Below are 12,957 nucleotides of genomic sequence, written 5' to 3' on the forward strand. Positions count from 1 at the left end.
ATACGGACATGCCCTGATGATTACTGTTTTCGGCTCCATCAACATGGATCTCGTCGCCACCGCCAAACGCCTGCCCAAACCCGGTGAAACCGTGACGGGAGAGACCTTTTCCACGGCGGCCGGCGGAAAGGGAGCCAATCAGGCGCTTGCCGCACGGCGCGCAGGTGCAACGGTCAAAATGGCGGGCGCTACGGGTGATGACACCTTTGCCGCGCCAGCGCTGACATTGCTGCGCGATGCCGGCACCGATCTGTCGCTCGTCAAGACCGCGCCCGGCCCCACGGGAACCGCCGTAATCCTGATCGGTGAAGGCGGGGAGAACATGATCTCGGTCATTCCCGCCGCCAATGGCGAAGTTTCCGCATCCGACGCCGCAAAAGCCGTGGCGGAGATGGCAGCGGGCGATATTCTGATGCTTCAGTTCGAGGTGCCGGCACCCTCAATCGAAGCAGCACTGACGGCCGCGAAGGCTAAACGCATCACCACTATCATCAACACCGCGCCGCTGACCGCGGACGGACCGCGCCTTGCCAGCCTTGCCGATATCGTCATCGCCAATGAAACCGAGTTCGAACTGCTGATCGGCAAAAACGGACTTTCAGCCTCCGAACGGGAAAATGAACTCAAATCCCTGCATGAGCAGACCGGCCAGACATTGATCGTGACGCTTGGTGCTGATGGCGTGATCGCCATTCGCAACGGCAAGGTCTTCAAGGCGTCCGGTCTCAAGATCGAGCCGGTCGATACTGTTGGCGCTGGCGATACATTCTGCGGTTATCTCGCCGCCAGCCTCGATCAGGGTATGGATTTCGAAAAGGCGCTGAAGCGCGCCGCAGTCGCAGGCTCGCTTGCCTGCACCCGCGCCGGCGCCCAGCCTTCCATTCCGGTTGCTGCCGAAGTGGACGCGAATATCTGACGGTTCGAGCTGTTAAATGCGAATGAAAGTGAGATAGGCCGAGCTGCGGCCTTCTCTTTTCGCCTTGTTCTCATAACGCGTCCCCGGCCAGTTGGCATAGGGGGTGTGCCAGTCCTCGGCACTTGCCGCCGTCCACTCGAAACCGCCGTGGCGGGCGCAATGCTGTAGCGTCCAGTTGACGTAGGTATCGATATCGGAAGCAAAGCAGAACTTGCCACCGGGTTTCAGGACGCGATGGAAACGGGCAAGATTGACGTCGGAAACGAAACGGCGCTTCCAGTGCTTCTTCTTCGGCCAGGGATCGGGATAGAGAAGATCGATGTGATTGATCGACCCATCCGGCAGCCAATCCAGCAATTGCGTCGCGTCATCATCGTAAAGGCGGATATTCATCAACTCGCCTTCACGCACGCTTGCCAGAAGCTTGGCCATGGAATTGACGAAGGGCTCGACGCCGATAAAGCCGGTCTCAGGATTTTCAACCGCGCGGTGGGCAAGGTGCTCGCCGCCGCCGAAACCGATTTCCAGACGGACCGATTTCACATCCGCCGGAAAGAGAGCGACGAGATTTTTCGGAGGCGCGCTTTCCAGATCGATTTTCAGCAAAGGCAGCAGGTTTTCGATCGTATCGATCTGCTGATTGCGCAGGGGCTTGCCCTTGCGTCTGCCAAAAAACGCTTCCGTTGCGCGCGAACGCCGCTCTTCCGTCATGTCATACTCTCAAGAACAAATAGACTAAACCCGCACAGGGCCACTTGAATGGCACTATGCGGGTTACAAATGGTGCAACCGGTATCTCTCAATCCCCGTCGAATGACAAGGCTTAGAACAAGTCCCCGCATTTTCCGGACGTAAAATCGCTACGCAATTTTACTGGAAATGCTTCAAGCGCTCAAAGCTTCCTTGAGCGGCTTCACCAGATCGAGCTTCTCCCAGGAGAAGGAACCGTCACGGCCCGCCTTGCGACCGAAATGGCCGTAGGAGGACGTCTTGGCATAGATCGGCTTGTTGAGATCGAGATGACGGCGAATGCCCGACGGCGACAGATCCATGACCTTGCGGATGGCGCCTTCGACCTGATCTTCGCTGACCTTGCCGGTACCGTGCAGATCGACATAAATCGACAGAGGCTGGGCGATGCCGATCGCGTAGGAAATCTGAATGGTGCAGCGCTCGGCCAGACCGGCAGCCACCACGTTCTTGGCCAGATAGCGGGCAGCATAGGCCGCGGAACGGTCGACCTTGGTCGTGTCCTTGCCGGAGAATGCACCGCCGCCATGGGGGGCAGCACCGCCATAGGTGTCCACGATGATTTTGCGGCCGGTCAGACCCGCATCGCCATCCGGACCACCAATGACGAATTTGCCCGTCGGGTTAATATACCACTGGCAATCATCGGCGATCTTCAAGTCACCCAGAGCTTCGCGGATATAGGGTTCGACAACTTCGCGAACCTTCTTCGAATCCCAGCTGGCATCGAGATGCTGCGTGGACAAAACGATGGACACGGCTTCCGAAGCCTTGCCGTCGACGTAACGAACCGTCACCTGGCTCTTCGCGTCGGGACCGAGTTTCGCAGCTTCGCCTTCGCCGCTTTTACGGGCGGTCGCGAGCAGCTGCAGAATACGGTGGGAATAATAGATCGGAGCCGGCATCAGGTCCGGCGTTTCCTTGCAGGCGTAACCGAACATGATGCCCTGGTCGCCGGCACCCTCGTCGCCCTGCTTGTCGGAGGCGTTGTCCACGCCCTGCGCGATATCCGCCGACTGCGGATGCAGGAGAACGTCGATCTTTGCCGTCTTCCAGTGGAAACCATCCTGCTCGTAGCCGATGTCGCGGATCGCCTTGCGGGCAGCCGACTTGAACTTCGAGGGATTGATGACCGGGTGGCCGGCAGCATCCTTGAGAACCTTGCCGTCCTTGTCCTTTTTCAGCAGGGTATCGGGAACCCGAACCTCACCGGCGATAATGACGCGGTTCGTCGTCGCAAGCGTTTCGCATGCGATGCGCACGGTCCAGGGGTCGACACCCGTCTTGGATGCCTCACGATAGATGAGATCCACGATTTCATCGGAAATACGATCACAAACCTTGTCCGGATGACCTTCGGCCACGGACTCGCTGGTGAACAGGTAATTGGCACGCATGCGGGATTCCCCTCAAAGAACGGTCTTCGAGTTTGTTAGTCATTTCGGCCATGAAAGACAAGGACACAACCACATAAATATATCTTTATGTGAGAATTCCTTTCTAATTGGGCACAAAAAAACGGCCCTTGCGGACCGTTGAGTGTCCAGCGCCGTACGCTGGAAAATAAAGCAGTCGCCTGCGAGTGCTACTCAGCATCCCCTTCGGCGGCGAGCGACTTCACGAGATCAACGAGGCGGCGGCGAACCTTCGGGTCGGCGATCTTCACGAAAGCGCGGTTCAGTTGCAAGCCTTCGGCAGACGACAGGAAATCCACCACGTAATTGGAACTCGATGCTTCTGCCATGCCCGTCGTGCCGACGGCCTGATCACCCGGCGCGTCCTCGAAGAAGAAGGAAACCGGGACATTCAGGATCGCGGAGATATTCTGCAGGCGGCTGGCGCCCACGCGGTTCGTGCCCTTTTCATACTTCTGAATTTGCTGAAAAGTAATTCCGAGGCTTTCACCCAGCTTTTCCTGGCTCATGCCCAGCATGGTTCTGCGAAGACGAATTCGGCTTCCGACATGAATGTCGATGGGGTTAGGCTTTTTCTTATTTTCGGTCATCATGCGGTCCTGACACTCGGAAAGGGTTGATATCTCGTTTCATTGCTTATTCGAAGAAATGAGCTGGTATTTCGACAGCGTCTAAACTTGTTTTACGACTGACGTATTCACTATGCAATTGTAGGGGTTCCCGGTCAATTCTGGCGCCGGGCAAAACGCCAGGCAGAAAATACCGAAACGGTCAGCATGATAGAAAAAATCAACCAGAAATACGTCCGATGTATGTCGTAAGTAACAGCGTCATTTGACCCACCACTCAAGGTGGCGTCAACAATTCCGACCCGGCCGTAATCCAACCCGGCAATAATACGACCATAGGGATCTATAACGGCGGAAATTCCGGTATTAGCGCCGCGAATCACCGGCACTCCCGTTTCAACGGCCCGTACTCTTGCCTGCAGAAAATGCTGATAAGGGCCGGGTGTATCGCCGAACCAGCCATCATTCGTGACGTTCAGGATCGCTGCGGCGCCCGCCAGACCAGGGGTCATCTCTTCGGGAAAAATGATCTCGTAGCAGATCAGGGGATAGAGGGTTTTACCGGAAGGAAGCGTCAAAGGCGTGCGCGAAGACGCGGCTGAAAAGCCGCCCGGCAGGCTGATGACATTATTGATGCCGAATCCCCGTAGAATATCTTCGAAAGGGACATATTCTCCAAAGGGTGTCAGATGGACCTTGTCGGTCGCGCCGATGATCTCGCCCTGACTGTCAATCGCATAGACCGAATTGTAATAACGCGGAGGCCGGCCGGCACCGGCATCTTCCATTCTGACCGCACCGGTAAACAGGACCTGCCCGTCTTCAAGCGTCTTGGCGATTTCCGCCAGAGCGTCCGGATTTTGCGTCAGGATGAAAGGCACGGAGGTCTCCGGCCAAACAATGATATCTGGGCGTTTTTTTCCTTCGCCGGGCGGCAGGCCCGTCAAGCGCAGATGCTCGCTGAAAATCTCGGCCCTGTCTGCATTCAGCATCTTGCGGGACTGGTCGATCGACGGCTGCACGATCCTCACGGTCAGCGCGTCCGCAGGTGTCTCCAACGGTGTCTGAAGGCGGTAAAAGCCATAACCAAAATGGCCAGCCAGCAGCAGGCTCGCCGCAATGAGACCCGGCCACATGCCTTTTTTCGTGCCGATCAAGGCAGGCGAGGCGAAGATGAAGACGGCAAGCGTGGTGACACCAAAAAGACCAAGCAGATGCGCCGACTGCATCATGATCGGTACAGGCATGATGCCATAACCGATGGCGTTCCAGGGAAAGCCAGTTGCTATGAAGCTGCGGAGCCATTCCAAAAGGCCGAATGCGGCCGCAAGTGCGGCGATACGGCCGAGACCGTCCGACCAGACGATATTGGCGGCTGCGACCGCAAAACCGTAAAACACGGCGAGAACAGCCGGAAGGCCGAGGATGGCGAGCGGTAGCGCCCAGGCGAACTCGTCAGCTTCCAGCAGGAGCGCATTGCCCAGCCACCACAGGCCCGCCACGAAATAACCAAGGCCGAAACACCAACCGATGCCGAAAGCGGGCATGATGCGGCTGAAGATGCCGCCGCCCGGCTTGCCGGTGCAGCCATCGACCAACCAAACAAGCAGCGTGAAAGACAAAAAAAGCGCCGCGAAAAAGCCAACCGGAGGCAAGGCCAGCGCTCCAACCGCGCCTGCGGCAATCGCCATCACTGCGCGGCTTTTGCCGCCGGCCAGCATTACCCTGCCTGCAAGACGCTCCATGCCATCTCCGTTTAATGCCCACCCGGAAAAGCCCAACCCCGGCATGGCCGCGCAAAGGAATTTCCCTTTAGACTCGACGTAAAGGAAAAAAGATTCGCAGTCCACAGAAGGGATGATCGCCGGAGCACCGTGCGTCCTTTTGGACTCTTGATGACGCGTTCAAGGAGCGGCGGCGACGGGGAGCATCCCGTCGCCCACCTCAGTCAGCGTTTTGCTGGTGGGTGATGAGGCGAACATCCGGCGCGGGCAGCGGAATAACCTCATCGGCATCGGCATCGCCCGGCGCGCGGTCATCCTGCCCTTCCGAGCCATGATCGCGGACGATACGGACACCCTTGATACGCCTTGTATCCGCATCGAGGATCTGGAACTCGAAACCAGGTACGGCCCTGACCACTTCACCCTTGGCCGGAATGCGGCCGAGTGCGAAGAATATCAGGCCGCCGAGCGTATCGATTTCTTCAAGATGCTCGCGGACATCGAATTCCGGTCCGATTGCCTCGGCAAGTTCAGTAAGTTCGGCGCGGGCATCCGCCACCAGCACGTCGGCTGACAGACGCGAAAACATCGTCTCGTCCTTGTCGTGCTCGTCATCAATGTCACCCACGACCATCTCGACGATGTCCTCATGGCTGACGAGACCGTCCGTGCCACCATATTCGTCGATCACGAGGGCAAGCTGTGTTCTCTGTGCCTGCATGGTCTTCAAAAGATCGGAGGCCAGCATGGAGGGGGGTGCAAAAAGAATTTTACGCACCAGCCCGGCATCGGCGACCGTCTGTTCCAGATCCACCCGTGCCAGGTCAAAATTCGGTCGCGGCGAGCGCGGAGCTTTCGCCTCGCCATAGGCAACGCCACGCGATCCCACCCGGCGCTTGTTGCGCGCCTGCTTGGCGACATAGGCCAGCAGATCGCGAATGTGGATCATGCCCTTCGGATTATCCAGCGTCTCATCGTAGACCGGCATGCGGGAGCGCCCGGTTTCCTCAAAGAGGATCAGAGCTTCGCCGATGGTCATATTCTGGTCGAGACCGTCGATATCCACGCGTGGGATCATGATATCTTCGACCCGAACCTCCCGGAAACGCAGGATATTGTTCAGCATCGCCCGCTCTTCGGGCGAAAAGGCGGCACCGATTTCGGTGTCGTCCATCAGCGCGTCGGTCAAATCCTCGCGCAGGCGCTCACCCTGTGACGGTTTCAGCAACCGTCCAATGCGCGACCAGATCGTCGATCTCGGCTTTGCATTGGAGTCGTTCCGTAAATGACTACTGCCCTCCTCCGAGGAGGACTGCTCGCCGTTTTCTCTGCCCTCATTGGCAGGTCGTGCAGAATGTTCGTTCATGGCTCCAGACAATATTCAAAGCGGTTCCTGTCCCGCATAAGGATCAGATAGGCCAAGCACCGCCAAAATGCGAGTCTCAAGCGACTCCATTTCTTCCGCCTCCTCCTCATCCATGTGGTCATAACCGAACAGGTGCAGGAACCCATGAACAAGAAGATGGGTCAGATGATCCTCGAAACTCTTCTCAAGTTCAAGAGCCTCGCGTTCAACCGTCTCGCGCGCGATGACGATATCGCCCAGCATCGGGCCAGGCATGCCGCCCGGTTCCAGCGGAAAAGCGGGGAAAGACAAGACATTGGTTGCCTTGTCCTTGTCGCGCCATTCGGCATTGATTTCCCGGATATTTTCATCGTCGGTAAAGACCAGCGACAGTTCCACCGGCATTTTCGGGAAGGGTTGGTTCTCTTCCCGCTTCAAAAAATCAACCGCTGCATCCAGCGCCTTGGTGGCGAAGGCAAGAAGGTCCTCTTCCGAGGACCAGCCTTCGGCCTCGACGCTGATTTGAATATCCAGAGCTGTCATTGTCTTGCGTCAGTTGCCCTTCACGAGGCTTTCATCCGGCACCGCCGTGTGGGATTCGTACGCCCGCACGATGCGCGCCACCATCGGATGGCGCACGACGTCCACATCCTTGAAGCGCACGACGGATACACCTTCCACATCGGTGAGGATTTGCAGGGCCTCGACAAGGCCCGACTTCACGCCGCGCGGAAGGTCCACCTGGCTTGGGTCGCCGGTCACGATCATGCGGCCTTTCTCACCGAGACGGGTGAGGAACATTTTCATCTGCATGGTCGTGGTGTTCTGGGCTTCGTCCAGAATGACGGCGGCGTTGGCAAGCGTGCGTCCGCGCATGAAGGCCAGCGGCGCAATTTCGATGACGCCCGCCTGAATGGCGCGCTCCACCTTGTCACCCGGCATCATGTCGTAAAGCGCGTCGTAAAGCGGGCGCAGATAAGGATCGACCTTCTCCTTCATGTCGCCCGGCAGGAAGCCAAGGCGTTCGCCCGCTTCTACTGCGGGACGCGAGAGGATGATGCGGTCGACCGCACCACGCTCCAGAAGTTGCGCTGCATGCGCCACGGCAAGATAGGTCTTGCCGGTGCCGGCGGGGCCGACGCCGAAAACCAGTTCGGATTGCTCCAGCGCCCGCATGTAGACATCCTGGGTGGGCGTTCGGGCAGCGACGGTCTTCTTGCGCGTGGAAATCTGCGCCATGGAGATCTTCGCCTTGCGCTCCATCGTCGGCAAGGTCAGCTGGTCATCTGCCGCCATGGCCATGCGGATCGCGCCTTCCACGTCGGAAACCTCGGCGGTTCCGCCCTTGAGCAGACGCTCGTAAAGGAAATCCAGCGCCCGGCGAGCCTGATTGGTGGCAACGACATCGCCGGTGATGGCAACAGAATTGCCGCGCGGGCGCGCATCGATGTTGAGGCGTTGTTCCAGCAATTTGAGGTTCTGATCGAACTGACCGAATAGCTCTCCCGCTATCCTGTTATTCTCGAACGTGAGGACGAAGTGATTGGCGTCGGTCGCGGCTTGGCGTGGCTGGCGCGATGAAGGTGATACCAATTCATGTGCGTTCAAGCGGTCAGGCTCCTGTCCCAATCAGTGTCGGCTCCTCACTCTAACTCTCTGCCACCTCGGCAAACAAGCTGTTTGGACCCGTTGCGGTGATTCGTACATTAACAATGTCACCGATTTTCAAAGTCTTTGCATCAAGATTCACAGATTGCAGCCAGGGAGAGCGACCTATCAACTGTTCAGGCATGCGGCCGGGCTTTTCCAGCAACACATCCATCGTCTTTCCGACCAGCGATTCCGCAAATTCCTTCTGCTGCCGCAAGAGCAGCGCCTGCAATCGTTCCAGCCGCTCGGCCTTCACCTCTTCCGCAACCTGATCCGTCAGATCAGCGCCCGGCGTTCCTGGGCGTGTGGAATATTTGAATGAAAAGGCCTGCGCATATTTCACCTGTTCGATGATCGCCATCGTGTCTTCGAAATCACGATCCGTCTCGCCGGGGAAGCCAACAATAAAATCCCCGGACATGGCGATATCAGGGCGGGCGGCCCGGATTTTTTCAATGAGCTGGATATATTCCTCACCTGTATGGCGACGATTCATCGCCTTCAGAATGCGATCCGACCCGGACTGAACAGGCAGATGCAGATAGGGCATCAGAATGCGCAGGTCGCGATGTGCGCCAATCAAGCGGTCATCCATGTCGCGCGGATGGCTGGTGGTATAGCGAAGGCGGGCAAGACCGGGAATTTCCGCCAGCCGGTAAAGAAGCTCGGCAAGTCCCCATTTTTCGCCCTTCGGGCCTTCGCCCTGCCAGGCATTGACGTTCTGGCCGAGCAGCGTGATTTCGCGCACACCGGCATCAACCAGTTTCATCGCCTCATCGACGATCTGGCGCACGGGACGCGAAACTTCCGAACCACGCGTATAGGGCACAACACAGAAGGTGCAGAACTTGTCGCAGCCTTCCTGCACCGTCAAAAATGCCGTGACGCCGCGCGTACGCAGTGTTGCCTTTTCGGCCACCGGCAGATGTTCGAACTTGTCCTCAACGGCATATTCGGTCTCGATGACGCGCTCGCCGCCGCGCACCCGCTTCAGGGCGTCCGGCAGGCGATGATAGGTCTGTGGGCCGATGACGACATCGACGGCTGGCGCACGGCGAAGGATTTCCTCGCCTTCTGCCTGTGCCACACATCCGGCAACGCCGATCACGAATTCGCGGCCCTGTTCTTCGCGCGATTTTTTCATGTCGCGCAGGCGGCCGAGCGCCGAATAGACCTTTTCAGCGGCCTTTTCGCGGATGTGACAGGTGTTCAGAAGCACCAGATCCGCCTCGCCCATATCCTCCGTCTGAACGTAACCGTCCTTCGCCAGCGCATCGCTCATGCGGACGGAATCGTAGACGTTCATCTGACAGCCATAGGTCTTGATGAAGACCTTCCTGCTGTTAGAGCCCTCGCGGGCAATCATTTCGGGGGCATCGAGGCCAAGCGTTTCCTGGGTCATGGCGGTTATCTAGTGTTTTTCACGCCCGGATTAAACAGAAAAATACCGGAAAAGCTGGAATGCTTTATTTCCGCCAGCCACCACGCAGGCTGAAAGCCAACATGGAACGGATAGAAGCGGCAATATCGGTCGCCAGACGCTTGCGGTTATCCGTGCTGTGAAACGGAACGCTGTCGCCGAATGTAACGTCGACGTCGATGGCACCTGCCCTGATGATACCGAGCAGATGCGGCACCAGAGTTATGCTGCCCGGCCAAGCCGCAATGACCCGGTGGTAACGTCCCATGGCCATGCCCTGCACCCGCGTATAGGCGATTGCGACCGGCTGCACATAGACGAGCTTGCCCGGAACCTGCTCGGCAGCCGTGGAGGCTGCGCCAAACAGCGAGGATTTGACGGCAAGCATGCGGTTGCCGTCAGAGGTAGTGCCTTCCGGGAACAACACGACGATCTCGCCATCGGCCATGCGGGCGGCGATCTCGCCGACCTGCGCACCGGTGCTGCGCTTCTGCTCGCGCTGGACGAAGATGCTTTTCTGCAGACGGGCGAGCCAGCCGAAGACGGGCCAGTCACGCACTTCCGTCTTGGCGATGAACACCACGTCGGCAATACTGCCGAGAACGAGAATGTCCTTCCACGAGGCGTGGTTGACCGCCAGCATCAGCGGTTTTGCCCGCTCCACATCCCCATGGACATGCACGCGAATGCCGAGGACATGGCAGGCGATGCGGTGCCAGATGCGTGGAATGCGGCGACGAAGCCGCCAGTCGAAGGCAAGGCCCAACAGTTGCAGCGGCAGCAATATAAGCGTGACGATCAGGAGAACGACCGCAATATAGGCTGTCCGAAGCCACATCATGATTGAACCGTGCGCTTGCTCACCAGCGTCTCAATGTTCGCCGGGCTTCAACGGTACACCGTAGAGTTCGAGCCGGTGATCAACGAGCTTGAAGCCATGTTCCCTGGCGATCTTTTCCTGAAGCGCCTCGATCTCGGGTGAATGAAACTCGATGACCACGCTGTTCTTCAGATCGATCAGATGATCGTGATGTTCCTCAGGCACGGTCTCGTAACGCGAGCGGCCATCGCGAAAATCATGACGCTCGATGATGCCGGCGTCCTCGAACAGCTTCACCGTTCTGTAAACGGTGGAAATCGAGATGCGCGGATCCACGGCGGAGGAACGGCGGTAAAGCTCCTCGACATCCGGATGGTCTGCCGATTCCTGCAGCACACGGGCGATGACACGGCGCTGGTCCGTCATCCGCATGCCGCGTTCGGCACAAAGTTCCTCCAGCGTTTTCGAAAGGTCTATCACGTCTTCTGGCCTTTTGAGTATTCCGGTTGAATTTCGGGGCTGTCGCCGAAAAATGCCTGTCGCAGGGAACTAGCGAAGATCGCGGCGCATGACAAGCGCCGTCGACTTCGCGCCATCCTTGGCGGTGTAATAGGCCTTGCGCTCAGCGACCGTTTTGAAGCCGAGCTTTTTATAAAGTCCCAGGGCGGAGGCATTGTTGCTGTCCACTTCCAGGAACATCGTTTCGGCACCGCGCATCATCGCCTCACGGACGGCCGATTGCATCAGGCGCCAGCCGAGGCCGGTGCGCGCGAACTTGTCGGCCACGGCAACGGTCAGGATTTCCGCCTCGCCGGCCACTTCGCGCGCAAGCACGAAACCACCGAGCGGTTTGCTGAAAAATGCGTTCGTCTGCCGCGCGACGGCACCGAAAACCGAGCCTTGGGTCAACAGCCCGGAAAACTCCCCGTCATTCCAGGGGCGCGGAAAGCGCAGCGCATGCAATTCCGCCACTCCGGCGCAATCCTCATGCTGCATCGGCACGATCTCGAAATAGGGCTTCCAGCTTAGATATTCGTCAAACATAACAAGGAATCATCCGCACGCATTTACGGGTGCCACCTATCAGGCAACGCTCTGGCGTGCCAGCGCAAAACCCGTCTGCGGCCGGGCATCCGGGCCGCGAAGGTAAAGCGGTGCGGGTTTCGGCATGCCTTTCGGCTTGCGTCCACCCGCCCGCGCGACAGTGGAAATCGGAAAGTGATCGGGCCCTGACCCCGCGTCGAAACCCTGAAAAAGGGGTGCGGCGGAACCGATAATGGCGCCATCGAAACCGGAGAGAGCCGTTTTGGCATCCTCCAGAGACAAAAGCGCGGCCTCGAGGAGCGGCGATCCATCCTCTGCAAATGTCTGGAGGTAGGCTTCGCCCCGTTTGGCGTCGAGCCCGACAGCCACTGGCCGGCCGGGATTTTCCAGCAGATGATGCAAGGCGATCGTCTCAAGCGTGGTTACGCCGACTGCCTCTATGCCGAGCGACAGGGCAAAACCACGCGCGGCGGCAACGCCGACGCGAATGCCGGTAAAGGAACCCGGTCCGATCGTTACCGCGATGCGCCCGACTTTCTGAAGCGGCAGGCGTCCCTGCTGCAGAGCGCCATCAATCACAGCCATCAGCCGCTCGGCATGACCTTTTCCGATGGTTTCGCACACCTCGCCAAGCACCGTGTCCGAGGCGCTGTCGTAGACGCAGGCGGAACAGTCCACACCTGAGGTATCGAGTGCGAGAACAATCATGGCGCGGCCTGGCTTACAACGTCATACAGCTTCGACTTCGCGCACTTCCGGCACGAAATGACGAAGCAGGTTCTGGACGCCGTGCTTCAGCGTGGCGGTGGAGGACGGGCAACCGGAGCAGGCGCCCTTCATGTTCAGGAACACTGTGCCGTCGCGGAAACCACGGAAAGTGATATCGCCACCATCCTGCGCCACGGCGGGGCGGACGCGGGTATCAAGCAGTTCCTTGATGGTGGCGACGATGGTTTCGTCACCCGCTTCAAAGAACTCGCCTTCCTCATCCGACACTTCAGCCGCAATGGCGGTTCCCATGATGGGGCGGCCAGACATGAAATGCTCCATGATCGAACCAAGAATGGCGGGCTTCAGATGCTGCCATTCGGCGTCATCCTTGGTGACGGTGATGAAATCGAAGCCGAAATAAACACCGGTGACACCCGGAATGGTGAAGAGGCGCTCTGCCAGCGGCGAGGCCTGCGCCTGCGCGGGGTTGAGAAACTCAGCCGTGCCGCTTTCCAGCACCACCTTGCCCGGCAGGAACTTGAGGGTCGCGGGGTTCGGCGTGGCTTCCGTCTGAATGAACATTATCTGTCTCC

General features: G+C 58.5%; 14 protein-coding genes. 1 reads left to right on the forward strand and 13 read right to left on the reverse strand.

The window, feature by feature from the left end:
- Nucleotides 1-16 precede the first annotated feature (16 nt).
- A complete protein-coding gene (locus ACQZ5Y_RS04080; protein ID WP_111795034.1) occupies nt 17-916 on the forward strand; it encodes a ribokinase in 900 nt (299 codons plus the stop codon).
- 12 nt (nt 917-928) lie between these two features.
- Here ACQZ5Y_RS04080 and trmB read toward each other — a convergent pair whose 3' ends face one another.
- The 13 genes from trmB to ACQZ5Y_RS04145 all read right to left on the reverse strand — a co-directional run bounded on the left by trmB (nt 929) and on the right by ACQZ5Y_RS04145 (nt 12,946).
- Nucleotides 929-1,627, reverse strand: a complete 699-nt coding sequence (trmB, locus tag ACQZ5Y_RS04085) for a tRNA (guanosine(46)-N7)-methyltransferase TrmB (RefSeq protein WP_111795035.1) — start codon at nt 1,625-1,627, stop codon at nt 929-931.
- Nucleotides 1,628-1,800: 173 nt separating this feature from the next.
- Nucleotides 1,801-3,063 (reverse strand): methionine adenosyltransferase, encoded by a 1,263-nt coding sequence (gene metK, locus ACQZ5Y_RS04090; RefSeq protein ID WP_003514808.1) that lies wholly within the window; start codon nt 3,061-3,063, stop codon nt 1,801-1,803.
- 188 nt (nt 3,064-3,251) lie between these two features.
- The gene (locus ACQZ5Y_RS04095) at nt 3,252-3,671 is read right to left on the reverse strand and encodes a helix-turn-helix domain-containing protein (RefSeq protein ID WP_003514807.1); all 420 of its coding nucleotides are present in this window, start codon (nt 3,669-3,671) and stop codon (nt 3,252-3,254) included.
- Between the two features lie 134 nt (nt 3,672-3,805).
- On the reverse strand, nt 3,806-5,395 hold the full coding sequence (lnt, locus tag ACQZ5Y_RS04100) for an apolipoprotein N-acyltransferase (RefSeq protein WP_121556368.1): 1,590 nt from the start codon (nt 5,393-5,395) through the stop codon (nt 3,806-3,808).
- A 199-nt stretch (nt 5,396-5,594) separates the two neighbouring features.
- Nucleotides 5,595-6,740 carry a hemolysin family protein gene (locus ACQZ5Y_RS04105; protein ID WP_003514803.1) on the reverse strand — a complete coding sequence of 382 codons (1,146 nt, stop codon included), beginning with the start codon at nt 6,738-6,740 and terminating at the stop codon, nt 5,595-5,597.
- 15 nt (nt 6,741-6,755) lie between these two features.
- Nucleotides 6,756-7,262, reverse strand: coding sequence for an rRNA maturation RNase YbeY (gene ybeY, locus ACQZ5Y_RS04110; RefSeq protein WP_003514801.1), 507 nt, complete (start codon nt 7,260-7,262; stop codon nt 6,756-6,758).
- A 9-nt stretch (nt 7,263-7,271) separates the two neighbouring features.
- The gene (locus tag ACQZ5Y_RS04115; protein WP_003514799.1) at nt 7,272-8,327 is read right to left on the reverse strand and encodes a PhoH family protein; all 1,056 of its coding nucleotides are present in this window, start codon (nt 8,325-8,327) and stop codon (nt 7,272-7,274) included.
- 40 nt (nt 8,328-8,367) lie between these two features.
- Nucleotides 8,368-9,771, reverse strand: coding sequence for a tRNA (N6-isopentenyl adenosine(37)-C2)-methylthiotransferase MiaB (miaB, locus tag ACQZ5Y_RS04120; protein ID WP_019564423.1), 1,404 nt, complete (start codon nt 9,769-9,771; stop codon nt 8,368-8,370).
- A gap of 64 nt (nt 9,772-9,835) precedes the next feature.
- Nucleotides 9,836-10,630, reverse strand: a complete 795-nt coding sequence (gene olsA, locus ACQZ5Y_RS04125; protein ID WP_019564424.1) for a lyso-ornithine lipid O-acyltransferase — start codon at nt 10,628-10,630, stop codon at nt 9,836-9,838.
- Nucleotides 10,631-10,660: 30 nt separating this feature from the next.
- Complete coding sequence (locus ACQZ5Y_RS04130; protein ID WP_003514787.1) at nt 10,661-11,089, reverse strand: Fur family transcriptional regulator; 429 nt, start codon at nt 11,087-11,089, stop codon at nt 10,661-10,663.
- A gap of 69 nt (nt 11,090-11,158) precedes the next feature.
- Nucleotides 11,159-11,653, reverse strand: coding sequence for a GNAT family N-acetyltransferase (locus ACQZ5Y_RS04135; protein ID WP_003514785.1), 495 nt, complete (start codon nt 11,651-11,653; stop codon nt 11,159-11,161).
- 39 nt (nt 11,654-11,692) lie between these two features.
- Nucleotides 11,693-12,361, reverse strand: coding sequence for a tRNA (adenosine(37)-N6)-threonylcarbamoyltransferase complex dimerization subunit type 1 TsaB (gene tsaB / locus ACQZ5Y_RS04140; protein ID WP_174049152.1), 669 nt, complete (start codon nt 12,359-12,361; stop codon nt 11,693-11,695).
- Between the two features lie 21 nt (nt 12,362-12,382).
- Nucleotides 12,383-12,946, reverse strand: coding sequence for a NifU family protein (locus tag ACQZ5Y_RS04145; RefSeq protein WP_003514783.1), 564 nt, complete (start codon nt 12,944-12,946; stop codon nt 12,383-12,385).
- Nucleotides 12,947-12,957 lie beyond the last annotated feature (11 nt).

The sequence above is a fragment of the Agrobacterium sp. A3-95 genome (assembly GCF_053521785.1).

Excerpts from the sequence above, each read along its gene's own strand:
- ACQZ5Y_RS04080 (WP_111795034.1), top strand. The coding sequence starts at position 17 with ATGATTACTGTTTTCGGCTCCATCAACATGGATCTCGTCGCCACCGCC.
- ybeY (WP_003514801.1), bottom strand. The coding sequence starts at position 7,262 with ATGACAGCTCTGGATATTCAAATCAGCGTCGAGGCCGAAGGCTGGTCC.
- ACQZ5Y_RS04135 (WP_003514785.1), bottom strand. The coding sequence starts at position 11,653 with ATGTTTGACGAATATCTAAGCTGGAAGCCCTATTTCGAGATCGTGCCG.
- tsaB (WP_174049152.1), bottom strand. The coding sequence starts at position 12,361 with ATGATTGTTCTCGCACTCGATACCTCAGGTGTGGACTGTTCCGCCTGC.
- ACQZ5Y_RS04105 (WP_003514803.1), bottom strand. The coding sequence starts at position 6,740 with ATGAACGAACATTCTGCACGACCTGCCAATGAGGGCAGAGAAAACGGC.
- ACQZ5Y_RS04145 (WP_003514783.1), bottom strand. The coding sequence starts at position 12,946 with ATGTTCATTCAGACGGAAGCCACGCCGAACCCCGCGACCCTCAAGTTC.
- trmB (WP_111795035.1), bottom strand. The coding sequence starts at position 1,627 with ATGACGGAAGAGCGGCGTTCGCGCGCAACGGAAGCGTTTTTTGGCAGA.
- metK (WP_003514808.1), bottom strand. The coding sequence starts at position 3,063 with ATGCGTGCCAATTACCTGTTCACCAGCGAGTCCGTGGCCGAAGGTCAT.
- lnt (WP_121556368.1), bottom strand. The coding sequence starts at position 5,395 with ATGGAGCGTCTTGCAGGCAGGGTAATGCTGGCCGGCGGCAAAAGCCGC.
- ACQZ5Y_RS04095 (WP_003514807.1), bottom strand. The coding sequence starts at position 3,671 with ATGACCGAAAATAAGAAAAAGCCTAACCCCATCGACATTCATGTCGGA.
- olsA (WP_019564424.1), bottom strand. The coding sequence starts at position 10,630 with ATGATGTGGCTTCGGACAGCCTATATTGCGGTCGTTCTCCTGATCGTC.
- miaB (WP_019564423.1), bottom strand. The coding sequence starts at position 9,771 with ATGACCCAGGAAACGCTTGGCCTCGATGCCCCCGAAATGATTGCCCGC.